This is a genomic window from Neomegalonema perideroedes DSM 15528 (assembly GCF_000374145.1).
In the GTDB taxonomy this organism is placed as follows: Bacteria; Pseudomonadota; Alphaproteobacteria; order Rhodobacterales; family Rhodobacteraceae; genus Neomegalonema; species Neomegalonema perideroedes.
In genome coordinates this window covers 224936-247871 of sequence record NZ_KB893654.1, presented here as the reverse complement: position 1 = coordinate 247871, position 22936 = coordinate 224936, and the positions used below count along the sequence as shown (strand labels likewise).

Here is a 22936-nt window from a genome sequence, read left to right as displayed (position 1 = left end):
GGGCGCGGCCGAAGTCGAGGGCTGAAGTTTCGGAGGACCGGATGAGCGTTCGTCCATGGCGCGACATCGCGCGGCGCAAGAGCCGTCAGATTCGCGTGGGCAAGGTGCTGGTGGGCGGAGACGCCCCCATCAGCGTTCAGACCATGACCAACACCATCACCGCCGACGCTCCGGCGACCATCGACCAGATCCGGCGCTGCGCCGAGGCGGGCGCGGACATCGTGCGCGTCTCCTGCCCGGACGTGGAGTCGACGGCGGCGCTCAAGGCCATCGTGCGGGAAAGCCCGGTCCCCATCGTCGCGGACATTCACTTCCATTATAAGCGCGCCATCGAGGCCGCCGAGGCGGGCGCGGCCTGCCTGCGCATCAATCCCGGCAACATCGGCGACGCCAAGCGCGTGCGCGAGGTGGTCAAGGCGGCCAAGGATTACGGCTGCTCGATGCGCATCGGGGTGAACGGCGGCTCTCTGGAGCGCCATCTCCTCGAAAAATACGGCGAGCCCTGCCCCGACGCCATGGTCGAAAGCGCGATGGAGCACGCCCGGATCCTCGAAGACAACGACTTCTTCGAATTCAAGATCAGCGTGAAGGCTTCGGACGTGTTTCTCACGGCGGCGGCCTATCAGGCGCTCTCCGAAGCCTGCGACTATCCTCTGCATCTCGGCGTGACCGAAGCGGGCGGACGCTCCATCGGGGCGGTGAAAAGCTCCATCGGCTTGGGAAACCTCCTCTGGATGGGAATCGGCGACACCATCCGCGTCTCGCTCTCGGCGGAGCCCGAGGAGGAGGTGAAGGTCGGCTATGAGATTCTGAAATCGCTGAATCTGCGCCATCGCGGCGTCACGATCATCTCCTGCCCCTCCTGCGCGCGTCAGGGCTTCAACGTCATCGACACCGTGAGCCGCCTCGAAGAGCGCCTCGCCCATGTGAGCCAGCCCATCACGCTCTCGGTCATCGGCTGCGTGGTCAACGGCCCCGGCGAGGCCCGCGAAACGGATCTCGGCTTCACCGGCGGCGGCGCGGGCTCGGGGATGATCTACGTCTCGGGCCGTCCGAGCCATAAGATGTCCAACGCCGACATGATCGACCATATCGTCGAACTGGTCGAGAAGCGCGCCGAGGAGATCGCCAAGGCCCAAACCGAAGCGGAGGCCGCCGAAGCGGTCGCGCCCGCCGCGGAATGAGCGCCCCCGCCCTCCTCTGCGGCGACCTCGTCCGCCCCGCGCGCCCCGGGGACGCGCCGATGATGGCCGCCGTCGAAATGCTGACGGCGCCGGAATTCGCGCGATTCGTCTTTGAGGATCTGATCCCCGATCTTTCGGCGGGGGCGCTCATGAGCCAGCTTTACGGCGGCGACGGCCCCGACGGCTGGCGCTGGAGCTGGATCGCCGAGGCCGAAGGCGAGACGGTCGGCGCCCTGACCGCCTATCCGACCCGCCTGCTCGGCGCGGTCGATCCCCAAGACCCCGCCGCCGGGCGCCTCGCGCATCTGGCGGGCTTCGCGGCCCTGACGCCGAAGAACGCGCTGCATATCTCGCGCCTGGGCGTTCTGGAGGGCTTTCGCGGACGCGGCCTCGCGCGCGCTTTGATTTCGGCGGCGCTGCTCCGGGCGGCCCGCGAGGAGGCGGAGAGGGTTTCGCTCTTCGTCTGGGCCGACAACGCCCCCGCGCGGGCGCTTTACGCTTCTCTGGGCTTCCGGCCGTCCGGCCGGGTCGAGATCGCGCCCCATCCGCGCCTGACGCGCCATGGCGAAAGCCTGCTCATGACCCGCCCCGTCTGAGCCGCCCGGGCGACGGCTTGCGGATTGCGGCTCTTCGGCTCCCGTGCTATCCGCGAGGCGCAGCGCGGAGGGCCTTTCCGGCCCCCGCCGATCCAACACAGGAAGTTCTCCCATGGCCGTCGAGCGCACGCTCTCGATCCTCAAACCCGACGCCACCAAGCGCAATCTCACCGGCGCGATCAACAAGGTCTTCGAAGACGCCGGCCTGCGCATCGTGGCGCAAAAGCGCGTCCGCCTCACGCAGGATCAGGCCGGCGCCTTCTACGCCGAGCATAAGGCCCGCCCCTTCTACGGCGAACTGGTCTCCTACATGATCTCCGAGCCGGTGGTCGTGCAGATCCTCGAAGGCGAGAACGCCGTTCTGAAGCATCGCGACGTGATGGGCGCCACCGATCCGGCTCAGGCCGCCGAGGGCACCGTCCGCAAGCTCTACGCCTTGTCGAAGGGCGAGAACTCGGTCCACGGCTCCGACAGCGCCGAGAGCGCCGCCCGCGAGATCGGCTTCTTCTTCGCCCAGTCCGAGATCCCCGGCTGAGCCTGAAGCTTCGGCCCGCCTCCCCCTTTCATGCGGGAGGCGGGTTTTTGCGCGTCTTCGCAAAATTTTCTTTCAAAGATGCGAATGTTTTCGTAACAGAATATCCTTAGCGAGGGCGGCGCAGCCCCTTCGCCTGAGAAACCCGGAGATGTCGCATGCCCGCCCCTCGCCCGAAAGCGCGCGTGATCGTCACGCGCAAACTCCCTGATCAGATCGAAGCCCGCCTCAGCGAACTTTTCGACGTCGAGCTGAATCCCGAGGACAAGCCCTTCACGCGCGAGCAGCTGCATGCGGCCGTCCAGCGCGCCGAGGTTCTGGCGCCGACGCTCGGCGATCCCATCGACGGCGCCCTTCTGGCGAGCGCCGGACCGCAAATGCGCATGATCGCCAATTTCGGCGCGGGCGTGGACCATATCGACGTGAAAAGCGCCGTGGGGCGCGGAATCACCGTCTCGAACACGCCGGGCGTGCTGACCGACGATACGGCGGATCTCGCCATGGCGCTGATCCTCGCGGCGCCGCGCCGCCTCGCCGAGGGCGTCAAGCTGTTGCAGGAAGGCCGCTGGACGGGCTGGACCCCCACCTTCCTCATGGGCCGCCAGCTCAAGGGCAAGAAGCTCGGGATTCTGGGCATGGGCCGCATCGGTCAGGCTCTGGCCCATCGCGCCAAGGCTTTCGGCCTTGAAATCCATTATCATAACCGCAAGCCCCTGCCCGCCGCTCAGGCCGAGGAGCTGGGCGCGACCCATTGGCCGAGCCTCGACCAGATGCTGGCGCGGGTGGACATCCTCTCGGTGAATTGCCCCTATACGCCCGCGACTTATCATCTGCTCTCCAGCCGCAGCCTGAAGCTGATGAAGCCCGAGGCCTATATCGTCAACACGGCGCGCGGCGAGATCATCGACGAAAACGCCCTGATCCGCATGCTGGAGGCGGGCGAACTGGCGGGCGCGGCGCTCGACGTCTTCGAGGACGAGCCCTACATCAATCCTCGCCTGAGGGCTTTGCCGAACGTCTTCCTGCTGCCGCATATGGGCTCGGCCACGCTGGAGAGCCGCGTGGCCATGGGCGAGAAGATGATCCTGAACATCCACACCTTCCTCAGCGGCCATACGCCGCCGGACAAGGTGCTGCTCGCCTCTCTGTAAGCCCTCAGAAGGAGACCCGATCCTTTTCCGATCCTCAGGATCTTCAAAGTCTCGGGTTTCTTTTAAGGTCGCGCAATTGAGCCGAACGGCTGCTCAGCAGCCTGTTCGGATTGCGCTCTTGCGGCGGCCCGCGCCCCATGCGATCCAGAGTCGAAAGACATTCAGGCTCTGGGGAGGGCGCAGGCCATGACGCAGACGACGAAGATTCGGGCGGCGGCGCCTCCCGCGCCCCATCCCGAAAATCCGGGAATCCCCTTCGACCTCGGGCCTCTGGAGGCGCTGCGCGTCAACGCCTCGGCCGCCGAACGCCGCGCCGACGCGCTCGGCGGGCGGCGGAGCGTCAAGAAGCAATGGCAGGCGGCCTGGCTGATCCGGGCGCTGGAATGCGTGGACCTCACCACCCTCAACGGCGACGACACCGAAGGCCGCGTCAAGCGGCTTTGCGCCAAGGCGCGCCAGCCTCTGCGGGCGGATCTTCAGGCGGCTTTGGGGTTGGCCGGGCGCCGGATCGTTCCGGGCGCGGTCTGCGTCTATCACCGCTTCGTCGGAACCGCCGTGGAGGCGCTGAAGGGCTCCGGGATTCCGGTGGCCGCCGTCTCGACGGGCTTTCCGGCGGGGCTTTCGCCGCTCAAGACCAAGATCATGGAGATCGAGGCCTCGGTGGCCGACGGCGCCGCCGAGATCGACATCGTGATCACCCGCGAATTGGCGCTGACCGGGCGCTGGCGCGAGCTTTACGACGAGATCCGCGCTTATAAGCAAGCCTGCGGCCCGGCCCATATGAAGAGCATCTTGGCGACGGGCGATCTGCGGAATCTCGATCTGGTGGCGCGGGCCTCTTGGGTGGCGCTCATGGCGGGCTCGGACTTCATCAAGACCTCGACGGGCAAGGAGAGCGTCAACGCGACCCTTCCGGTGACTCTGACCATGCTGCGGGCGATCCGCGCCTATCGCGACGCGACGGGCCATAAGGCGGGCTATAAGCCCGCGGGCGGCATCTCAACGGCCAAGGACGCCCTCGGACAGCTCATGCTGGTCAAAGAGGAGCTGGGCGAGGATTGGCTTCAGCCGAATCTCTTCCGCATCGGCGCCTCCTCTCTGGTCGGCGACATCGAACGCCAGCTTGAGCATCACGTGACGGGCCGTTACGCCGCCCATGACCGCCATGGCCTCGCCTAAGGAAAAACTCCTATGACCGAGTCGACTCCCTCCATCGCGGAGATTCTGGACATGAGCCTGCCCTATGGCCCTTCGCCGGAAAGCGACGCTCCGGCGCGCGAATGGCTGAAGAGCCTCGGCGGCGAGGCGAAGCTCTTCATCGGCGGGGCTTGGCGCAAGGCGAAATCCGGCGAGAGTTTCGAAACCCGCGATCCCTCGACGGGCGCGGTTCTGGCCAAAATCGCCAAGGCGGGCGCCGCCGACGTCGACGCCGCCGTCAAGGCCGCCGCCAAGGCTCTGCCGGGCTGGTCTGCTCTGCCCGGCCATGCGCGGGCGAAGCATCTGTATGCTCTGGCGCGCGGACTTCAGCGCCATGCCCGGCTTTTCGCCGTGGTCGAGACCCTCGACAACGGCAAGCCGATCCGCGAAAGCCGCGATCTCGATATTCCTTTGGCCATCCGGCATTTCTACCATCATGCGGGTTGGGCGCAGATTCAGGCCGCCGAATTCCCCGATCAGGAGCCGGTGGGCGTCTGCGGCCAGATCATCCCATGGAATTTCCCGCTGCTCATGCTGGCGTGGAAGATCGCGCCCGCTCTGGCGATGGGGAACACCGTGGTTCTCAAACCCGCCGAGGACACGCCCCTCACCGCTTTGCTCTTCGCCGAACTCTGCGAGCGGGCCGGGATTCCGCCGGGCGTGGTCAACGTCGTCACGGGCGAAGGCGAGACGGGCGCGGCTCTGGCGGCCCATCCGGGAGTCGCGAAGCTGGCCTTCACTGGCTCGACGGAGGTCGGGCGGATTCTGCGTCAGGCCACGGCGGGAAGCGGCAAAGCTCTGACCTTGGAGCTGGGCGGGAAATCCCCCTTCATCGTCTTTGAGGACGCGGATCTTGATGCGGCGGTGGAAGGCGTGGTGGACGCCATTTGGCTGAATCAGGGGCAAGTCTGCTGCGCGGGCTCCCGGCTGCTGCTTCAGGAGGGAATCGAGGCGGAATTCCTGCATCGCCTCAAACGCCGCATGGAGCGCCTGCGGGTCGGGCCGCCACTCGACAAAGCCATCGACATGGGCGCGCTGGTCAGCCCGATCCAATTGCAGCGCGTGAAGGATCTCGTGGCGCAGGGCGTCAAGGAGGGCGCGCAGATCCATCAAGCGCCTTGCCCCTTGCCCGAAGGCGGCGCCTATTATCCCCCCACGCTGTTGACCAACGTGCAGCCCGCCTCGACCCTCGCCCAAGTGGAGATCTTCGGCCCGGTTCTGGTCGCCATGAGCTTCCGCACGCCGCAAGAAGCCGTGGAGATCGCCAATCACACGCCTTACGGCCTCGCGGCGAGCCTCTGGAGCGAGGGAATCAGCCGCGTGCTGGACGTGGCCTCCAAGCTGAAATGCGGCGTGGTCTGGATCAACGCGACCAATCTCTTCGACGCCGCCGTGGGCTTCGGCGGCTATAAGGAATCCGGCTATGGCCGCGAGGGCGGCCGCGAGGGTCTGGAGGCCTATCTCAAACCGCGCTGGCGCGCCAAAGCCAAGCCGCTCGCGCCGGAGGCCGCGCCGCCTGCGGCGGTTCCCGCCTCGCCGCTGGATCGGCCGGAAGGCGTGGACCAAACCGCCAAGCTCTATATCGGCGGCAAGCAGACCCGCCCCGACGGCGGAACCACGCGGCTCGTGCGTCACGCCTCGGGCGCGCTGCTCGGCGAATTGCCCGAAGCCAACCGCAAGGATCTCCGCAACGCCGTCGAGGCCGCCCGCAAGGCCGAGGGCTGGTCCGCGCAGAGCGGCCACGCCCGCGCGCAGATCCTTTACTATATCGCCGAGAATCTAGCCTCGGCCCGCGCGGCTTTCGTCGCCCGGCTTCAGGCCGCGACGGGACGCGCGAAAGCCGCCTGCGAGGCCGAAGTGGACACCAGCGTGGCGCGGCTTTTCGCCTATGGCGCTTGGGCGGATAAATATGAGGGGACGGTCCATCGTCCGCCGATCCGGGGAACGGCTTTAGCCATTCCGGAGCCTCTGGGCGTGATCGGGGCGGTTTGCCCGAGTTCGCCGGGACTTCTGGGTTTCGTCTCGCTGATGGGGCCGATTCTGGCGATGGGGAATCGGGCGGTTCTGGTTCCCTCCTTCACGGAGGCGCTGATCATCTCGGATTTCATCCAGATTCTGGAGACTTCGGACGTCCCCGGCGGCGCGGTGAATATTTTGATAGGCGATCCGGCGGCTTTGGGTCTGGAGCTGGCGAAACATGACGCCGTGGACGCTCTTTGGGCCTTCGCGCCTGCGGGATCTCTGGCGGATTTCGAGCGCGCTTCGGCGGGGAACCTCAAGCGGATCTGGACGGAGCCTCTGGCCCGCGATTGGTTCGACCTGGTTCAGGGCGAAGGCCGCGAATTCCTCGCTCAGGCGACGCAGATCAAAAACATCTGGATCCCTTGGGGGGCGTGATGACCGAGGAGGCCCCCGACCCGAAGACGCGCAATCCCCCTTGGACGCGGGATGAGTTGCTCATCGCGCTGGATCTTTACCTGCGCCATCGCCCGCGCTTTCTCGAACCCCACTCGCCGGAGATCCAAGAGGCGAGCGCTTTGCTTAATCGCTTAGGCGCGGCGCTCGGCGTCGAGGGCCGCGCGACTTATCGCAACGCCAATGGCGTGGCGATGAAGCTGATGAACCTCAAAAGCCTCGATCCGACGGCCTCGGGCAAGGGCCTGAGTTCGGCCAGCCGCGGCGACGCCGAGGTTTGGGCGGCCTACGCCCATCGTCCCGCTGAATTGGCGGCGGTGGTCGCGCGGATCCGCGAAGGCTTGGCGGTCCCGCCTCCGCCCATCCTCGAAGAGGAGGAAGAGGAGTTCGTCGCCGTGGAGGGACGGCTTCTGACGCGGCTTCATCGCCGCCGCGAGCGAGATCCCAAAATCGTCCGGCGCAAGAAAGAGCAGACTCTCAAGGCGCGCGGCGCCCTCGCCTGCGCGGCCTGCGGCTTCGACTTTCAAAAAACCTATGGCGATCTAGGCGCGGGCTTCCTCGAAGCCCATCATACGACTCCGCTGTCTGAGGCTCAGGAGAGCGTTCAGACGAAGCTCGCCGATCTGGCTTTGCTCTGCGCCAATTGCCACCGGATGATCCATCGCGCCAAGCCTTGGCTCAGCGTCGCGGCCTTGAAGGCGCTCCTTGAACAGGAGCGCCTCGCCGAGGCGGTTAGTTCGGGCCGCTCTCGAGCAGGCGGCGGGCGATGACTCCGGCTTGAATCTCGGCGGCGCCCTCGAAGATGTTGAGGATGCGCGCGTCGCAGAGAACCCGGCTGATCGGATATTCCAGCGCGAAGCCGTTGCCGCCATGAATCTGCAAGCCGTTGTCGGCGGCGGCCCAAGCCACCCGCGCCCCGAAGAGCTTCGCCATGCCCGCCTCAAGATCGCAACGCCGGTCGGCGTCCTTCTCCTGCGCGGCGTAATAGCTGAGCTGACGGGCGATCATGATCTCGACCACCATCCGCGCCAGCTTCCCATAGACGCGCGGGAAGGCCGCCAGAGGCTTGCCGAACTGCTTGCGCTCCTGAGCGTAGCGCATGCCGATCTCCAGCGCCGATTGCGCCACGCCCACGGCGCGGGCGGCGGTCTGGATGCGCGCGGATTCGAAGGTCTGCATGAGCTGCTTGAAGCCCTGTCCCTCCTCGCCTCCGAGCAGATTGGCCGCCGGAACGCGGAAGCCGTCGAAGCCGATCTCATATTCCTTCATGCCGCGATAGCCGAGCACTTCGATTTCGCCGCCGGTCATGCCGGGCGTCGGGAAGGCGTCGTCCTCGGTGCCGCGGATCTTCGGCGCGAGCAGCATCGAGAGCCCGCGATAGTCCTTCGTCGAAGGATCGGTGCGCACGAGCAGGGTCATGAGGTCGGCGCGGGCGGCGTGGGTGATCCAGGTCTTGGCGCCCGAGACCACATATTCCTCGCCCTGCTTCACGGCGCGCGTCGAGAGCGAGCCGAGATCCGAGCCGGTGTTGGGCTCGGTGAAGACGGCGGTCGGCAGGATCTCGCCGGAAGCCAGCTTCGGCAGCCATTCGGCTTTTTGCTCGGGCGTGCCGCCGCCGAGGATCAGCTCCGCCGCGATCTCCGAGCGCGTGCCGAGCGAGCCCACGCCGATATAGCCCCGGCTCAGCTCCTCGGAGACGACGCACATCGCCGTCTTGCCGAGGCCCGAACCTCCGAACTCCTCCGGGATGGTCAGGCCGAAGACGCCGAGCTCGGCGGCCTCGTTGACGATCTCGATGGGAATCAGTTCGTCGCGCAGATGCCAGCCATGGGCGTGCGGAATCACGCGCTCCTCGGCGAAGCGGCGGAACTGGTCGCGGATCATGTCGAAATCGGAGTCGAGCCCGCAATCGCCGAAGGTCGCCGCGCCCTGAGCCGCGAAGACCAGATCCATGATCCGCCGACGCACGGCGTCCACGTCGCCCTCGCGCGCGAGGCGGCGCACGGCGGGCGCGGCGGCGAAGGCGGCTTCGGCCTCGTCCGAGATCCCGAAATCGGCGGGACGCGCCGTCTCGCCCTGCGACATGGGGATTCCCCCGGAGATCTCGGCGCAGATCTGGCCGCAGGCGGCTTGGAAGATCAGCTCTTCGAGTTCTCCGCCCCGGCTCTCGGCGGCGAGGCGCTCGCGCCAGCCGATCATGCGGCGCAGGCCCTCGACGTAAACCGCCAGCCAGGCGAAGCCATGAGCGGCGTGCTGCTCCTCTTCGAGCGCGGCGCCCGACAGGCGGCCTCGGGAATCCACCCCGACCCGGGCGCGCAGGCCCGCGCGCGCGGCTTCAAGCAGAGTTTCGGCGGCGGCGAGCGCCTCGGCGGAAAGCTGGGAGAGCTCGGCGCGCGCAAGGGCGGCGGGGGCCTCTTTGGCGTCGGGAGCGGTCGCGGCGGCGGTCGTCATCTGGCGAGGTCCGGCTATGTTGCGTTGCGAAGACGATAGGCCAGCCTGCGAAGATCGTCAATCGCTTGCGAAGATCTTCGCGCAAGATTCGGATATGTCTCCGCCTAAAGTCGCAAGAAACTTCTTCTGAACGCCTTCACCCAAGGCTCCACGCCCCCGAACAGCAAGGGACGGCTTTTCAGCCGTCCCCTGTTTCAGTCGGCGGCGCAGAGCGCCTGCGACGTCAATTCGAGACCAATTGCCCGGAAGGCGTGACGCAGGGCGTGTTGAAGGGCAGATGCGGGCTGCAGAACGGGAAGCTGTTGCGGCCTCCATGATTGCCCTGCCACCCTTGCGACGCCAAAGCATGCCTGTCGGGCGGCGGCGGGAAGGTGCCCACGCCCTCGACGAGAGTCCCCCCATAGGAGGAGGGCGGAGCGAAAGGAGGGGCGTAGGAATAGCCGCTGGAATGGGGAACGCCGTAGCCGCCCGGCCCCGGCGTCGCGGCGAGTTCCGGAGAGAAGCGGGGCGCCGTGACCGGAAGATAGCGAACGACGGGCGGCGGCTTCACCACCTGCACGTCGGGGGCGCTGTAGCGGATGATGGGCGGCGGCTTCACCACCTGCACGTCGGGAGCGCTGTAGCGGATGATGGGCGGCGGCTTCGCCACCTGCACGTCGGGCGGCGCGAAATACCCCTGCGGGCCCGGTTGCGGCGCGCCCCAGCCCGGCGCGGCGCCATAAGGCGCGTCGATCACGCGCACGTCGGGCGGGATGATCGCGCGCCCCGAAGCGGAAGGGCCGGCGGGCGGGCCGTAGCCGTAAGGCGCGGGCGGAGGAACAGGCGCGCCATAGCCGTAAGGATAGGGCGCGGGCGCGCCCCAGACGGAGGGCCCATAAGCGCAGGGCGGCGGCGCGAGGGGCTGCGCGGAGCCGCAATTCGGCGCGAAGGCCGGAGGCGGAGCGACTCCGTATCCCGGAGAGAAGAAGGCGGGTCCGTAGCCTCCCTGCGCCCGGGCCTCCGGCGCGAGATTCGCCGCAAGGCCGACCGCGCCGCAAGCGAGCAAAAGCCGCAACTTCATGAAGACATCCTCCGCGCAAGTTTTAACCATTGGTTAAGTTAAGCATGTACGGAGAATCATCAAGTTGCGAAATCTTCATTCGCACATCTGTGATGGACGCGCGCCGCGCTCCGGCCCGACGCGGCCCCTCACCCCAGACGCCAGGGCGTGATGAAGGGACCGAGCGCCTCGCGGATCTTCTCTTCGTCGGCGCGATCTTCGGGCGAGGCCACCGCCACGAGGCCCTTTTTCGGATCCTCCTCCACGCGCAGGACCGCCTTCACGCCCGCCGCCTCCAGAGCCGCGCCATAGATGCGCCGGATCGCCGAGCGCCGCAGATCCGGCTTGAAGACCTTGCCCACCGCCGTCTTCGGCAATTCCGGGAGAATCTCGACGTAGACCGGCGCGGCGGCGCGCTCGGGCACATGCTCGGCCACGAAGGCCTTGATCTCCTCAGCCGTGGCGGCCGCGCCCGCGTTCAGCTCGACGTAAAGCGCCGGAAGCTCGCCGGTCTTGGCGTCGGGCTGGCCGATGGCGCCCGCGAAGGCCACCGCCGGATGACGCGAAGCCGCTTCTTCGATCATGCCCGGATCGATGTTATGGCCGCCGCGGATGATCAGATCCTTCGCCCGGCCCGTGATCCAGAGATAGCCGTCGGAATCGAGCCGCCCCAGATCGCCCGTGCGGATCCACTCCTTATCGGCGAAGAGGTTCTTATTGCGGTCGGCCTCCTTATAGCCGGGGATGACCTGCGGGCCCTTCACGCAGATCTCGCCGATTTCATCCGTCGCGCAATCTTTGACCACCGCGCCGGAGGCGTCGATATGAAGGATGCGAATGTCGGTGTAGGGGAAGGGAATCCCCACCGAGCCGATCTTGCGCTCGCCCTCGGGCGGATTGCAGGAGATGAGGCAGGTGGTCTCCGTCTGGCCGTAGCCCTCGATGATCCGGACGCCCACCGCCTCCTCGAATTTGCGGAACAGCTCGGTCGGCATGGGCGCCGAGCCGCAGAGCGCCAGCTTCAGCGTCGAGACGTCGGCGTCGATCGGGCGCTGCATCATGGCCGAAACCGCCGTCGGCACCACCACGATGAAGGTCGCCTTATGGCGCTCGACGAGCTTCCAGATCTCGTCCATCACCCCCGCGCCGCGATAGCCCTGCGGCGTCGGCATGATGAAATGCGCGCCGCCCGCCATGCAGGCCATGAGGATCGGATAGGCCGCCAGCACATGGAACAAGGGCAAGGGGCAGAGCAGCGAGGATTCATGCGTGAAGAGCAGCTCGCTCGCCGCCCAGCCGTTCCAGATCATGCCGATCTGGCGATGCATGGCGGTTTTCGGCGCGCCGGTCGTGCCTCCGGTGTGGAAATAGGCGCCGATGTCTTCGGGACCGGCGGTCAGCTCGAAGGTGAGGCGGTCGGCGGGCTGGCCCGCGAGTCCGGCGGCGAAATCCATGATCTTCGCGTTATGGCCGCCGGGGCGCTTCGGACGGATCAGCGGAATGAGCCAGCTTTTCGGCGGCTTGAGCCCGCGTTTGAAATCCACCTCGACGAGGGTCTTGACGTTGGGCGCCAGAGCCAGAGCGGCGGCGGCCTTGTCGGCGAGGTCGGCGCGCGGGAAAGGCGCGAGGCTCACCAGAACCTTGGCCCCCGACTCGCGCAGCAGAGCGGCGATCTGGGCGGGCTCCAGCAGCGGATTGATCGGATGGACGATCCCCGCCGTCTGGCCCGCCATGAGCGTGACGGCCATCTCCATGCAATTGGGCAGCAGCGCCGCCACCACGTCCTTCGGCCCCACGCCCAGAGACCGGAAGAGATTCGCCGCCTGCGTGACTTCGCCCCGGAACTCGCGCCAATTGGAGGAGATCAGCTTCGCGTCGGGCTCGCTGGTGAGCTGGAAGGTGACCGCCGGGCGGTTCGGATGCTTCGCCGCCGTGGCGCTGAGCAGCTCATAGGTGTTGCGGGCGCTCCAACGCTCCGAAAGCGGAATTTTATCCATGGCGAGCTTATCGGCCATGGTGGCGTAGCGCGGGCGCGTCCCGTCCATCCTGAAGTCCTCCCGAGTCCGGCTTTTTTCTTTACGCGTCCAAACTAACGCCTCGCCCCGGAGCGGCGCAAGATGCCGCCAAGGCAAGATCTTAGCGCCCTAAACCTCCGGGCGGGCGCCGGAAGCTCGGCGGAAAGGCGGAGCCGCTGCGGCGCCTCCGCGCTTGACCCTCCGCGCAAGGCGGGCCTAACTCGCCGCCAAGAGACTGGGATGGAAACGCAGACGGAACGGACGCAGCATGGCGCGCGAAGGCGGAATGGAATCGACGGAGACTCTGGCCGCTGGCCGGGCGAAATCCAAAAGCCTGCGGCCTTTGCGGGCGCTCTGGCCCTTTCTGAAGCCCTATCGCGGATTTCTGGCGGCGGCGGTCCTCTCGCTGACTCTGGCGGCGGGCTTCACGATGGTCATGCCCATGGCGCTGCGCCGGGTGATCGACCTCGGATTCGACCCCGAGAAGGCGCGCTTCATCGATCAGTATTTCCTCGCCTTCCTCGCGGTGGCGGGAGGTCTGGCTCTGGCGACGGCGGCGCGGTTTTATTTCGTCACCCAGCTCGGCGAGCGGGTGGTGGCCGACATCCGCCGCGCGGTCTATGACCATGTGATCGGCCTCGGCCCCGCCTATTTCGAGCGCATGCGCAGCGGAGAGACCCTGTCGCGCCTGACCACCGACACCACGGTGATTCAATCCGTGGTGGGTTCGGCGGCCTCGGTGGCGCTGCGGAACGTTCTGATGCTGGTCGCGGGGCTGGCGCTGCTCTTCTACACCAGCCCCAGCCTGACGGGCATGGTGCTGCTCATCGTGCCTTTGGTGGTGGCGCCCATCGTGCTGCTCGGGCGGCGGCTGCGGCGTCTGGCGCGGCTCTCTCAGGACCGCATCGCCGAGGCTTCCGGCGTGGCGGGGGAATCCCTCGGGGCCCTGCGCGACGTCCAAGCCTTCACCGCCGAGCCCGCCGCCCGCGCGCGCTTCGGCGCGAAGGTGGAATCCGCCTATGACGCCGCCCGCGAGCGCATTCAGGTGCGCTCATGGCTGACGGCCATCGTGATCTTTCTGGTCTTCTCGGCGGTGGTGCTGGTGATGTGGCGCGGCGCGCGCGCCGTGATCGACGGCCAGATGACGCCGGGCGCCCTCGGACAATTCATTCTTTACGCGGTGCTGGTGGCGGGCGCCGTGGGGGCGCTCTCGGAGGTCTGGGGCCAGATGCAGCAGGCGGCGGGCGCCACCGAGCGCCTCGTCGAGCTTCTGGAGGCCGAAGACCCCATCCCGGCCCCCGCCCGGCCCCTCGCCCTGCCCGAGCCGCCGCGCGGAGAAATCCGCTTCGAGCATGTGGGCTTCCGTTATCCTCTGCGGCCTGAGGCCTCGGCGCTGGAGGATCTGAATCTGACGGTGCGTCCCGGCGAGACGGTGGCTCTGGTGGGGCCTTCGGGGGCGGGCAAGACCACGGTGTTTCAGCTTCTGGAGCGCTTTTACGATCCGCAGAAAGGCCGCGTCCTGCTCGACGGCGTGGATCTGCGCGAGGCCGACCCCCGCGAGATCCGCAAACGCGTCGCTCTGGTGCCGCAGGAGCCCGCGATCTTCGCGGCCAGCGTCGCCGAGAACGTCGCCTTCGGCGCGGGCGGCTCCGCCGAGCCCTCGCGCGCCGAGATCGAGGAGGCCGCCAAAGCCGCCGCCGCTCATGAGTTCATCCTGCGTCTGCCCCAAGGCTACGACACGCTGGTCGGCGAGCGGGGCGTGCTGCTCTCGGGAGGGCAGAAACAGCGGCTGGCCATCGCGCGGGCGATCCTGCGCGACGCGCCGATTCTGCTGCTCGACGAGGCCACCAGCGCCCTCGACGCCGAAAGCGAGCGCGCCGTTCAGGAGGCGGTGGCGCGGCTCTCGGAGAACCGCACCACTCTGGTCATCGCGCATCGTCTGGCGACGGTTCAGCGCGCCGACCGCATCGTCGTTCTGGAGCATGGCCGCGTCGCGGCGGAGGGAACCCACGCCGAGCTCGTGGCGCAAGGCGGGCTCTATGCGCGCCTCGCGCGGCTGCAGTTCGAGGCGGCGGCCTGATCAGATCCCGAGATTGCGCCGCAAGACCGAAAACAAGGCCCAGAGAAGCGCATAGCTCAGAGACAGGACGAAGAAGAGGCCGACCAGCGTCTCGCCGAGGCTCCAGGGCCATTCGCCTTCGGGCCCTCCTCCTGCGCGGGGGCGCCTGCCGTCGGAGTCCGGGGGACGCCGCGCAGCGCCGCAGAAGGAGCAAAACGACGCCGTCGCGGCGATCTCCCGGCCGCAGGTCGTGCAGGGGGTGAAAGGATTGCGCATTTTCGGACCTCCCTTTTGCGAATCTTCCCTCCTCTGACGTTCTCTTAAAAATCCGTCTCCATACATCACATCAATTATTGATATACGAAGACGTCACCCCATCCCCCCATGCGGGAATGCGCCGCCAAAGGCGCTTTTAAAACGGCCAAGGCTTTGAAGATTCGAAAATTTCGAGGATCTCGGCCCAAGGGGCCGCTTTTCTCCGCCTCACGAAATCTTGACGCGACGCCCCTCCGCGTCCATCTGTGAAGCGCCCCGCCGGATCTGGCGCCGGGCTGAATCTCAGGGAGACGCCTCATGGGTCTGTTCGATTTCTTCAAGCGCGCGGGCCGGTCGCTCGCTCCGGGCAAGGCCAAGGCCGCCCCCGCCACGCTCGACTCCAAAGAGGAGGCCGACACCCCCACCGCCGAGGAGATCAAGGCCGAGGTTCTGACCCATCTGCCCGAAGCCAAGGATCTGACCTTCACGGTCGAGGGCGACACGGTGAAGATCTCGGGCGCCGCCTCTCAGGAGACGCGTGAAAAGGCCATCGTCGCGGCGGGCAACATCGCCGGCGTGGCCCGGATCGACGAGAATATTCAGGTGATCCATCAGGTCCAGCCGCAGGCGGCTCCGGCTCCGGCGCCTGCTCAGCCCGCCGCCCGCGCCGCGGCCCCCGCTCCGGCTCAGCCCGCCGCTCCGGCCGCCCAGCCTCAGACTCAGGTCGCCGCCGCCCGCACGACGACCGTCGCCGCCGCGACGACCGCCGCCGTGACGACCTCGGCGCCCGCCGCCCCCGTGGCGGATTCGACCTACGTCATGGTGGAGAAGGGCGACACGCTCTGGAAGATCGCGGCCAAAGCCTATGGCGACGGCTCGAAATATCAGCGGATCTTCGAGGCCAACCGCCCGATGCTGACCCATCCCGATAAGATTTATCCGGGCCAGACCCTGCGCATTCCGCCGAAATAATCCCGGCGCGGCCCTTTGCGGATTCAGCCGCGCGAGGCCCCCCCGGCTTCGCGCGGCTTTTCTTCGCGCGGCTTTTTCGTCAGACCCGCAGAACCCGCGTGACATGGCCCATCTTGCGGCCCGGCCGGGCTTCGGTCTTGCCGTAGAGATGCACCGCCGTATTCGGCTGACGCGCGTATTCCGCCCATGAATCCGCCTCATGGCCGATGAGGTTGGTCATCACGGCGTCGGCGTGGCGCGAGGGATCGCCCAGAGGCCAGCCCGCCACGGCTCGAATCTGCTGCTCGAACTGGCTGACGGCGCAAGCCTCGATGGTCCAGTGGCCGGTGTTATGGACGCGCGGCGCGATCTCATTGACCAAAAGCCGCCCGTCGCCGAGGGCGAAGAACTCGATCCCCATCACCCCGACGTATTCGAGGCCCTCAAGGATCCGCCGCGCCATGTCGAAGGCCACGGCGGAGATCTCCGCCCCGCCCCGGACCGGCACGCGGCTCTCGCGCAGGATTCCCGCCTCATGGCGGTTTTCGGCCAGATCATAGGCGCGGATCTCGCCGTCGGCGCCGCGCGCGGCCACAAGGCTGACCTCGCGGACGAAAGGCGCGAAGCCCTCCAGAATCGCTTGGGCCCCCTTCATCTCGGCGAAAGCCGAAGCGGCCTCCTCGGGCGATGTGATCCGGACCTGCCCCTTGCCGTCATAGCCGAAGCGGCGGGTCTTCAGGATGGCGGGCGTCCCCAGCTCCGCGAGGGCCTTTTTGAGATCCTCAAGGGAATCGACCTTGCGGTAAGGCGCGGTCGGCGCTCCGACGCGGTTGAGGAAGTCCTTTTCGAGCATCCGGTCCTGCGCGATGGCCACCGCCCGCGCGCCCGGACGCACCGGCACGCCCTCGTTCAGAATCGCGAGGGTCTGGGCGGGCACGTTCTCGAATTCGGTGGTGACCGCCCCGACCGAAGCCGCGAAGGCCGCCAGAGCCGCGCGGTCGTCATAAGGCGCGCGCGTGACCTGATCGGCCACGTCATAGGCGGGGGCCTCCTCGTCGGGAGCGTAGATATGGGCCCGGATCCCCAGACGCGCCGCCGCCATGGCCAGCATGCGGCCGAGCTGTCCGCCGCCGAGGACGCCGATCATTCCGCCCGGAGGCGCCAGAACCTTCATGCCGAAACCCCCGAATCCGCATCTTCATCTTCCACGGTCTCCGGCACCGAGGCCGTTTGTTCAGCCCGCCAGAGCGCCAGACGCCCCGAGAGTTCAGGATCGAAGGCGGCGAGGATCTGCACGGCCAGAAGTCCGGCGTTGGCGGCGCCCGCCTCGCCGACGGCCAGAGTCCCGACCGGCACGCCCTTGGGCATCTGCACGATGGAGAGCAGGCTGTCCCATCCGCTGAGCGCCGCGCTGCGCACCGGCACGCCCAGAACCGGCAGATTGGTTTTCGAGGCGATCATGCCCGGCAGATGGGCCGCGCCTCCCGCGCCCGCCACGACCACCTTGATCCCCCGGCTCGCGGCGGTCTCGGCGTAGGCGAAAAGCCGGTCCGGCGTGCGATGCGCCGAGACCACCTTGGCCTCATAGGCCACGCCGAAGCGCTCCAGCATTTCGGCCGCGGCCTTCATGGTCGGCCAATCCGAGCGGCTGCCCATGACCACGCCGACGACGGCCTTTTCCGAAGACCGGACCTCGTTCCCCTCCGCCTTGCTCAAGGCGTCCCCCTTCTTCTGGGTTTCAGAAGCGGCCCATCATGAAGGCCCGCCGCCAAGAAGCAAGATGGGAATCGGAACGCGCCGTCACGCGACGCGACGGGAACGCGTCGTCACGCGATGATGTCAGGATAAAGCGAGTCGCCGAGCCGCGCGATCTCGTCCTTGAGCATGAGCTTGCGCTTCTTCAGCCGCCGCAAAGCGAGTTCGTCGCCCGGCGTCTCCGCCCTCTGCGCGATTTCTTCGTCGAGAGCGCGGTGTTCGGCCTGCAGAGCCTCCAGCCGCGCGCGCAAAGCCGATTCGACGCCGGAATCTTCCATGTCATGCCTATATTCGGACCTACGCCGCCCCATGATCAGCTGGCGGTCAGCATAGCGCGAAACCGGCTCTAAACCCAGAGGAAACCATGACGCCCGACGCCCTGAGTTCCGGTTTCCGGAGATTCGCCCTCGATTTTTACGCCGCCCCCGGCGCGGAGGCCGCTTTGCTCGCGCTTCAGGAGGCGGCGGGCTGGGACGTGGTCCTCGCGCTTTACGGGCTCTGGCGGGCCGGAGGCGGCGAGGCTCTGGGGCCGGAGGAAGCCCGGAAGGCGGCGGATCTCGCGGAGGAGTGGACGACGCGGGTCGTGCGGCCTCTGCGGGCGGTCCGGCGGGAGATGAAGACGGGATTCCGCCTCCTCCCCCCCGAGGATTCCGAAGCCGCCCGCCGCGAGGTCAAGGCGCTGGAGCTGGCCATGGAGCTGCGGCTGATCGGCTGGCTGGAGGCCCTCCCCCTCCCCCGGACTCCGTGGGCCGAAGCCTCCGAAGCTTTGGCCTTGGCGAATCTGCGGGCTCTGGGCGCGGCCTCAGATCGGGCGGGCGGGGATTTGGAGGCCCTCGCCCGGCTCTGGGAGGTCTGGCGGAGAGCTTAGCGCTCGCCGCGCCCGCCGACCACCAGCCCGTCAATGAGCAGGCTCGGCTGGCCGCAGGTGACCGGCACGCCTTGGCCGTTCTTGCCGCAGGTGCCGCCGCCGTCGTCCAGCTTCACGTCGTTTCCGACCATGCGGATCTGCTTCAGAGCGGTCGGGCCGTCGCCGATGATGGTCGCGCCCTTCACCGGATGCAGGATCTCGCCGTTCTTCACCCGATAGGCCTCGACGCAGTTGAAGACGAATTTCCCGGAGGTGATGTCCACCTGTCCGCCGGAGAACTCCACGGCGTAGATCCCGTCCTTCACCGCCTTGACGATCTCCTGAGGATCATGCGGCCCGGCGAGGGCGAAGGTGTTGGTCATGCGCGGCATGGGCATATGCGCGTAGGACTGGCGCCGCCCGTTGCCCGTGGGCTTGGCGCCCATCAGCCGGGCGTTCTGACGATCCTGCATATAGCCCACGAGCCGCCCGTCCTCGATCAGCACGTTGCGCGCGGTGGGCTCGCCTTCGTCGTCGACGTTGAGCGAGCCGCGCGCCTCGGGGATGGTCCCGTCGTCCACCACGGTGACGCCCTTGGCCGCCACCTGCTCGCCCATCAGCTTCGAGAAGGCCGAAGTGCCTTTGCGGTTGAAGTCGCCCTCCAGCCCATGGCCCACCGCCTCATGCAAGAGCACGCCGGGTCCGCCCGAAGCCAGAGCCACCTCCATCTGTCCCGCCGGCGCCTCTTCGGCCTCCAGATTCAGCAGAGCGCGGCGCAGAGCCTCGTCGGCGACATGGCGCCAGCCCTCGGGGCTGATCAGCCGCTCGAAGCCGTGGCGTCCGCCGAGCAGGGCGTATCCGCTTTCACGACGGGCGTTGCTCTCGACGATCACGCTGACCATCAGCCGCACCGAAGGCCGCGAATCCGACACGCGCTTTCCGTCGGCGTGGAGGATCTCCACCTCCGTGAGGCCGCCCCCGAGCGAGGCGCTCACCTGCTTCACGCGCGGATCGCGGGCGCGGACATAGGCGTCGATCTCGCGGAGGAGCGCCGCCTTGGCGCCGAGGGAGCCGCCGTCCAGAGGATTGCGCGCCTCATAGAGGGAAGGACGCTCAGCGCGCTCCGGCGAGAGCGCGAGATTCGCCTGACGCCCCGCCGTCGCCGCCTCGGAGGCCGCCGCCGCCGCGCGCCTCAGAGCGGCCTCGGTCAACTCGGGCGAATGGGCGTAGCCGACGGTTTCGCCCGCCACCACCCGCAGCCCGAAGCCTTGCGCCGAATCCGCCTGAGCCTCGGCGAGGCGGCCGTCGTCGAAGGACAGATGCTCGATGCGGCGGCGTTCGAGATAAAGCTCGCCGTCGTCGGCGCCCTTGAGCGCCTCGCTCAGGATGCGCCGCGCGGCCTCCGAATCAAGCTGCGCTCCGAAAGGCGCGAAGGGGGCGGAGGAGACGGAGGAGGAGGAGGCGGGCGAGGTCATCTGAACTCCTTGCGGGCTCCGGGGCTTCGGAGGGATCTCCGGGAGACTCCTTCCGGAATCCCCCCGGCCGAAATCCCGCCGGATCCTGAAGATCGGCGGAGTCTAGATGCGCCCTCGGAGCCTCCGGCGCAAGAGGCGCGTCGGAAGGGGCGCGGGGGCGGCCCTCCGGAGCCTGCGCGCGCGCCCATGCGGCCTTCCGCCGCCCGATGAGGCCAAGGGCCGACTTGCGCCCCGGGCTTTCCTGTGCTTTGTGGCGCTTTAAGGACAGGCCGCGTCCGCCGATCAGGTCGAGCCCGCAAGGGCTCCGTCGGAGAGCGCGGCGAAGGGGAGCAAGGGAGAGGGACAACCCATGCGCAGCTACGCGAAACCCGCAGCCATGATCTTCGCCGCGGGGCTGACGCTCGCCGCAGGCGCGGCCGTCGCTCAGGAGACTCTCGGCCACGCCGTGAACTGGCAGACGGGCTTTCAGCCGGCGGCGACCGAAGTCGCCGACCGCACGCATGGCGTGCATAACCTCTTGCTCTGGATCATCACCTTCATCACGCTCTTCGTGGTGGCGCTGCTGCTCTACACCTGCTTCCGCTTCAGCGCGAAACGGAACCCCGAGCCCCGCCGCTTCACGCATAACACGCTGGTCGAAGTGGTCTGGACCATCGTTCCGGTGATCATTCTGGCGCTTATCGCCGGGCCTTCGATCCGCCTCCTGTACTTCCAGGAGGAGATCCCCCCCGCCGACGTCACCATCAAGGCCGTCGGCCATCAGTGGAACTGGGAATACACCTATCCCCTGCCCGACGATCAGGAGATCAACTTCACCTCGATCATGCTGACCGAGGACGAGGCCGCCGAAGAAGATCTGCCTTGGCTGCTCGCGACCAGCGATCCGCTGGTGATCCCGGTCGGCAAGACCGTGCGCCTTCAGCTGACCGCCAGCACCGTGATCCACGCGTGGACCGTGCCCAGCTTCGGCGTGAAGATGGACGCCGTGCCGGGCCGCCTCAACGAGACTTGGTTCCGCCCTGAAGTGGTCGGCACCTTCTACGGCCAGTGCTCCGAGCTCTGCGGCAAAGACCACAGCTTCATGCCGATCATGGTGAAGGTGGTCCCGCAGGAGGAATACGACGCCTGGGTCGCGGAGAACGTGGCCGCGCTGGGCGGCGCCCAGCCGACCCGCCTCGCCGAGGCGCGCTGAGACTCACATCCGTTCAACCGTCGAGGGGACCAGCGAAATGGCCAATCCCGCCGTGGAGATGGAGAGGATCGGCGCCGCCTCCGGCAAGGGCGGCGACGCGGAGCTGGGCGATTATCTCCAGCTGCTCAAGCCGCGGGTGATGTCGCTGTCGATCTTCACCGCCTTCGCGGGCATGGCGGCGGCGCCTCATCCGCCGCATCCGGTGGTGGCCTTCGCGGCCCTGCTCTGCGTGGCGGTGGGCGCGGGCGCCTCGGGCGCGCTGAACATGTGGTGGGACGCCGACATCGACGCCCATATGGACCGCACCCGTCGGCGCCCCATTCCCGCCGGACGCGTGCAGGCCGAAGAAGCCCGCTCGCTCGGGCTGGTTCTGGCGGTGCTCTCCGTGGCCATGCTGGCGGTCTTCGCCAATCCTCTGGCGGCGGGGCTTCTGGCCTTCACCATCTTCTTCTACGTCGTGATCTACAGCATGTGGCTGAAGCGCGCGACGCCGCAGAACATCGTGATCGGCGGCGCGGCGGGGGCTCTGCCCCCGATGGTGGGATGGGCCGTCTCGACGGGTTCGGTCTCGGTCGAATCCCTGCTGATGTTCCTGCTGATCTTCCTCTGGACGCCGCCGCATTTCTGGGCGCTGGCGCTCTGGCGCCGGCCGGATTACGCCGCCGCGGGCGTGCCCATGATGCCGGTGACCGCAGGCGAGCCCCATACGCGCCGTCTGATCTGGATCTACGCGCTGCTTTTGGCGGCGGCCTCGCTCGCGCTGGCCTTCTCGGAGGTGGGCGGGCCTTTGTCTCTGGCGGCGGCGCTGCTGCTCAACGCGCGTTTTCTGATCGACTCGCGGCGCGTGGCGCGGCGCTCGACCGCCGACTCCGAAGCCGACCGCTACGCCGCCGAGAAACGCCTTTTCGGCTTTTCGTTGATCTATCTCTTCGCGATCTTCGCGCTTTTGCCGATCGAGGCCGCCCTCCGCTCCGTTTGGGGCTGGCCGACCATCGGCGCCCTGATCTGAGGAAAGGCGAGCCATGGCCGAACATGACATCTTCCGTCGTCGCCGGGGACGCAATTATCTGGTCGGGGGGCTTTTGCTCCTCTTCGCTCTGCTGATCTTCGCGGTGACCATCGTGAAGCTCAAGACGGGAACGGGCTCTTGGGGGCCGGGGCTATGAGCGCGACGCCGGAGAGCCGCAGGGAAACGCGCCCCGAGACGCGGGAGGAGCTGGAGGCCCGTCGCGGCAAGGGTCTGCGCCGCACGGTGCGGATCGCGGTGGGCGTGGTCCTGACCATGGGCGCGGCCTCTTTCGCCGCCGTGCCGCTCTATGACCTGTTCTGCCGCGTGACCGGCTACGGCGGCACGCCGGTGCTGGCCTCCGACCGGGGCGGCCCGAGCGGCGCGACCGAGGATTTCATCACCGTCAGCTTCGACGCCTCCAAGGCGCCGGACATGCCCTGGACCTTCACGCCGCTTCAGCGCGAGGTGAAGGCGCGGCTCGGCGAGGACACGCTGATCTTCTACCGCGCCCATAATCCGACCGACGAAGTCGTGGCGGGACAAGCGACCTACAACGTCGCGCCCGTCTCGGCGGGAGAGTATTTCGTCAAGATCGACTGCTTCTGCTTCACCGAGCAGATCTTGCAGCCGGGCGAATCCGTGGATATGCCCGTCAGCTTCTACGTCGATCCGGCCATCCGGGAGAACGCGGGCACGCGCCGGATGCCGAGCATCACTTTATCCTACACGTTCTACAGGCTCGACGCGCCGCAGGAGGCCGCCGCGCTCTCCGCCGCGCCGGGAGCCGAGGGGGCGACGACGGTTCGTTGACCC

21 protein-coding genes and 2 pseudogenes are annotated in these 22936 nt (G+C 67.6%); 15 read left to right on the top strand and 8 right to left on the bottom strand.

Annotation, left to right across the window (positions count from 1 at the left end):
• Positions 1-41 precede the first annotated feature (41 nt).
• From ispG to B161_RS20020, 7 genes are all read left to right on the top strand, one after another.
• Entirely contained in the window at positions 42-1184 is a 1143-nt protein-coding gene (gene ispG, locus B161_RS0108255) for a flavodoxin-dependent (E)-4-hydroxy-3-methylbut-2-enyl-diphosphate synthase (protein WP_018632897.1), read from the top strand.
• Positions 1181-1780, top strand: coding sequence for a GNAT family N-acetyltransferase (locus B161_RS17405; protein ID WP_018632896.1), 600 nt, complete (start codon positions 1181-1183; stop codon positions 1778-1780). The genes ispG and B161_RS17405 overlap by 4 nt, the downstream gene beginning before the upstream one ends.
• A 112-nt stretch (positions 1781-1892) precedes the next feature.
• Positions 1893-2315, top strand: a complete 423-nt coding sequence (gene ndk / locus B161_RS0108245) for a nucleoside-diphosphate kinase (RefSeq protein ID WP_018632895.1) — start codon at positions 1893-1895, stop codon at positions 2313-2315.
• Between the two features lie 155 nt (positions 2316-2470).
• Positions 2471-3463: a 2-hydroxyacid dehydrogenase gene (locus B161_RS0108240; protein WP_018632894.1), complete on the top strand. Its 993-nt coding sequence runs from the start codon at positions 2471-2473 to the stop codon at positions 3461-3463.
• Positions 3464-3649: 186 nt separating this feature from the next.
• Positions 3650-4642, top strand: coding sequence for a deoxyribose-phosphate aldolase (deoC, locus tag B161_RS0108235; RefSeq protein WP_018632893.1), 993 nt, complete (start codon positions 3650-3652; stop codon positions 4640-4642).
• Between the two features lie 12 nt (positions 4643-4654).
• Positions 4655-7057: an aldehyde dehydrogenase family protein gene (locus B161_RS0108230; RefSeq protein ID WP_018632892.1), complete on the top strand. Its 2403-nt coding sequence runs from the start codon at positions 4655-4657 to the stop codon at positions 7055-7057.
• Positions 7057-7845: an HNH endonuclease gene (locus B161_RS20020; RefSeq protein ID WP_083922974.1), complete on the top strand. Its 789-nt coding sequence runs from the start codon at positions 7057-7059 to the stop codon at positions 7843-7845. The genes B161_RS0108230 and B161_RS20020 overlap by 1 nt, the downstream gene beginning before the upstream one ends.
• On the opposite strand, the gene B161_RS0108220 is transcribed toward B161_RS20020, so the two are convergent.
• From B161_RS0108220 to B161_RS0108210, 3 genes are all read right to left on the bottom strand, one after another.
• The gene (locus tag B161_RS0108220) at positions 7808-9526 is read right to left on the bottom strand and encodes an acyl-CoA dehydrogenase family protein (protein WP_018632890.1); all 1719 of its coding nucleotides are present in this window, start codon (positions 9524-9526) and stop codon (positions 7808-7810) included. The two genes, B161_RS20020 and B161_RS0108220, sit on opposite strands and share 38 nt — an antisense overlap.
• A 223-nt stretch (positions 9527-9749) precedes the next feature.
• Positions 9750-10586, bottom strand: coding sequence for a hypothetical protein (locus tag B161_RS0108215; RefSeq protein WP_018632889.1), 837 nt, complete (start codon positions 10584-10586; stop codon positions 9750-9752).
• Between the two features lie 128 nt (positions 10587-10714).
• A complete protein-coding gene (locus tag B161_RS0108210; protein ID WP_018632888.1) occupies positions 10715-12610 on the bottom strand; it encodes an acyl-CoA synthetase in 1896 nt (631 codons plus the stop codon).
• A gap of 256 nt (positions 12611-12866) precedes the next feature.
• Here B161_RS0108210 and B161_RS0108205 point away from each other — a divergent pair, with 256 nt between their 5' ends.
• Complete coding sequence (locus B161_RS0108205) at positions 12867-14660, top strand: ABC transporter transmembrane domain-containing protein (protein ID WP_026310293.1); 1794 nt, start codon at positions 12867-12869, stop codon at positions 14658-14660.
• Here B161_RS0108205 and B161_RS0108200 read toward each other — a convergent pair whose 3' ends face one another.
• On the bottom strand, positions 14661-14915 hold the full coding sequence (locus tag B161_RS0108200) for a zinc ribbon domain-containing protein (protein WP_018632886.1): 255 nt from the start codon (positions 14913-14915) through the stop codon (positions 14661-14663).
• Between the two features lie 297 nt (positions 14916-15212).
• Here B161_RS0108200 and B161_RS20015 point away from each other — a divergent pair.
• A pseudogene (locus tag B161_RS20015) lies at positions 15213-15488 on the top strand (BON domain-containing protein); the annotation flags it as partial.
• Positions 15489-15713: 225 nt separating this feature from the next.
• Positions 15714-15866: pseudogene (locus B161_RS20010) on the top strand (LysM peptidoglycan-binding domain-containing protein); the annotation flags it as partial.
• Between the two features lie 79 nt (positions 15867-15945).
• On the opposite strand, the gene B161_RS0108190 reads toward B161_RS20010, so the two are convergent.
• The 3 genes from B161_RS0108190 to B161_RS0108180 all read right to left on the bottom strand — a co-directional run bounded on the left by B161_RS0108190 (position 15946) and on the right by B161_RS0108180 (position 17878).
• A complete protein-coding gene (locus B161_RS0108190) occupies positions 15946-17019 on the bottom strand; it encodes a 5-(carboxyamino)imidazole ribonucleotide synthase (RefSeq protein ID WP_018632884.1) in 1074 nt (357 codons plus the stop codon).
• The gene (gene purE / locus B161_RS0108185; protein ID WP_040789702.1) at positions 17016-17501 is read right to left on the bottom strand and encodes a 5-(carboxyamino)imidazole ribonucleotide mutase; all 486 of its coding nucleotides are present in this window, start codon (positions 17499-17501) and stop codon (positions 17016-17018) included. Before purE ends, B161_RS0108190 begins: the two co-directional genes overlap by 4 nt.
• A gap of 170 nt (positions 17502-17671) precedes the next feature.
• Positions 17672-17878 carry a YdcH family protein gene (locus B161_RS0108180; RefSeq protein ID WP_018632882.1) on the bottom strand — a complete coding sequence of 69 codons (207 nt, stop codon included), beginning with the start codon at positions 17876-17878 and terminating at the stop codon, positions 17672-17674.
• A gap of 86 nt (positions 17879-17964) precedes the next feature.
• On the opposite strand from B161_RS0108180, the gene B161_RS17395 reads away from it, so the two are divergent.
• Entirely contained in the window at positions 17965-18468 is a 504-nt protein-coding gene (locus B161_RS17395) for a TIGR02444 family protein (protein WP_018632881.1), read from the top strand.
• Here the strand turns inward: B161_RS17395 and B161_RS0108170 are convergent.
• Complete coding sequence (locus tag B161_RS0108170; protein ID WP_018632880.1) at positions 18465-19922, bottom strand: TldD/PmbA family protein; 1458 nt, start codon at positions 19920-19922, stop codon at positions 18465-18467. The two genes, B161_RS17395 and B161_RS0108170, sit on opposite strands and share 4 nt — an antisense overlap.
• A gap of 349 nt (positions 19923-20271) precedes the next feature.
• Between B161_RS0108170 and coxB the strand changes: the two genes are divergently transcribed.
• From coxB to B161_RS0108150, 4 genes are read left to right on the top strand one after another with little or no spacing between them, the layout of a single operon-like run.
• Complete coding sequence (gene coxB, locus B161_RS0108165; protein ID WP_018632879.1) at positions 20272-21114, top strand: cytochrome c oxidase subunit II; 843 nt, start codon at positions 20272-20274, stop codon at positions 21112-21114.
• A 37-nt stretch (positions 21115-21151) separates the two neighbouring features.
• Positions 21152-22123 (top strand): heme o synthase, encoded by a 972-nt coding sequence (locus tag B161_RS0108160; protein WP_018632878.1) that lies wholly within the window; start codon positions 21152-21154, stop codon positions 22121-22123.
• 13 nt (positions 22124-22136) lie between these two features.
• A complete protein-coding gene (locus B161_RS19735; protein ID WP_018632877.1) occupies positions 22137-22280 on the top strand; it encodes a hypothetical protein in 144 nt (47 codons plus the stop codon).
• On the top strand, positions 22277-22933 hold the full coding sequence (locus B161_RS0108150) for a cytochrome c oxidase assembly protein (protein ID WP_018632876.1): 657 nt from the start codon (positions 22277-22279) through the stop codon (positions 22931-22933). Before B161_RS19735 ends, B161_RS0108150 begins: the two co-directional genes overlap by 4 nt.
• Positions 22934-22936: the final 3 nt, after the last annotated feature.

What these genes read in the sequence shown, in the direction of transcription:
- B161_RS17395 (WP_018632881.1), top strand. Translation starts at nt 17,965, where the DNA reads ATGACGCCCGACGCCCTGAGTTCCGGTTTCCGGAGATTCGCCCTCGAT.
- B161_RS0108150 (WP_018632876.1), top strand. Translation starts at nt 22,277, where the DNA reads ATGAGCGCGACGCCGGAGAGCCGCAGGGAAACGCGCCCCGAGACGCGG.
- B161_RS0108210 (WP_018632888.1), bottom strand. Translation starts at nt 12,610, where the DNA reads ATGGACGGGACGCGCCCGCGCTACGCCACCATGGCCGATAAGCTCGCC.
- purE (WP_040789702.1), bottom strand. Translation starts at nt 17,501, where the DNA reads ATGGGCAGCCGCTCGGATTGGCCGACCATGAAGGCCGCGGCCGAAATG.
- ispG (WP_018632897.1), top strand. Translation starts at nt 42, where the DNA reads ATGAGCGTTCGTCCATGGCGCGACATCGCGCGGCGCAAGAGCCGTCAG.
- B161_RS0108170 (WP_018632880.1), bottom strand. Translation starts at nt 19,922, where the DNA reads ATGACCTCGCCCGCCTCCTCCTCCTCCGTCTCCTCCGCCCCCTTCGCG.
- B161_RS0108160 (WP_018632878.1), top strand. Translation starts at nt 21,152, where the DNA reads ATGGCCAATCCCGCCGTGGAGATGGAGAGGATCGGCGCCGCCTCCGGC.
- B161_RS0108220 (WP_018632890.1), bottom strand. Translation starts at nt 9,526, where the DNA reads ATGACGACCGCCGCCGCGACCGCTCCCGACGCCAAAGAGGCCCCCGCC.
- B161_RS17405 (WP_018632896.1), top strand. Translation starts at nt 1,181, where the DNA reads ATGAGCGCCCCCGCCCTCCTCTGCGGCGACCTCGTCCGCCCCGCGCGC.
- B161_RS0108190 (WP_018632884.1), bottom strand. Translation starts at nt 17,019, where the DNA reads ATGAAGGTTCTGGCGCCTCCGGGCGGAATGATCGGCGTCCTCGGCGGC.
- deoC (WP_018632893.1), top strand. Translation starts at nt 3,650, where the DNA reads ATGACGCAGACGACGAAGATTCGGGCGGCGGCGCCTCCCGCGCCCCAT.
- B161_RS19735 (WP_018632877.1), top strand. Translation starts at nt 22,137, where the DNA reads ATGGCCGAACATGACATCTTCCGTCGTCGCCGGGGACGCAATTATCTG.
- ndk (WP_018632895.1), top strand. Translation starts at nt 1,893, where the DNA reads ATGGCCGTCGAGCGCACGCTCTCGATCCTCAAACCCGACGCCACCAAG.
- B161_RS0108215 (WP_018632889.1), bottom strand. Translation starts at nt 10,586, where the DNA reads ATGAAGTTGCGGCTTTTGCTCGCTTGCGGCGCGGTCGGCCTTGCGGCG.
- B161_RS0108200 (WP_018632886.1), bottom strand. Translation starts at nt 14,915, where the DNA reads ATGCGCAATCCTTTCACCCCCTGCACGACCTGCGGCCGGGAGATCGCC.
- B161_RS20020 (WP_083922974.1), top strand. Translation starts at nt 7,057, where the DNA reads ATGACCGAGGAGGCCCCCGACCCGAAGACGCGCAATCCCCCTTGGACG.
- coxB (WP_018632879.1), top strand. Translation starts at nt 20,272, where the DNA reads ATGCGCAGCTACGCGAAACCCGCAGCCATGATCTTCGCCGCGGGGCTG.
- B161_RS0108180 (WP_018632882.1), bottom strand. Translation starts at nt 17,878, where the DNA reads ATGGAAGATTCCGGCGTCGAATCGGCTTTGCGCGCGCGGCTGGAGGCT.
- B161_RS0108205 (WP_026310293.1), top strand. Translation starts at nt 12,867, where the DNA reads ATGGAATCGACGGAGACTCTGGCCGCTGGCCGGGCGAAATCCAAAAGC.
- B161_RS0108230 (WP_018632892.1), top strand. Translation starts at nt 4,655, where the DNA reads ATGACCGAGTCGACTCCCTCCATCGCGGAGATTCTGGACATGAGCCTG.
- B161_RS0108240 (WP_018632894.1), top strand. Translation starts at nt 2,471, where the DNA reads ATGCCCGCCCCTCGCCCGAAAGCGCGCGTGATCGTCACGCGCAAACTC.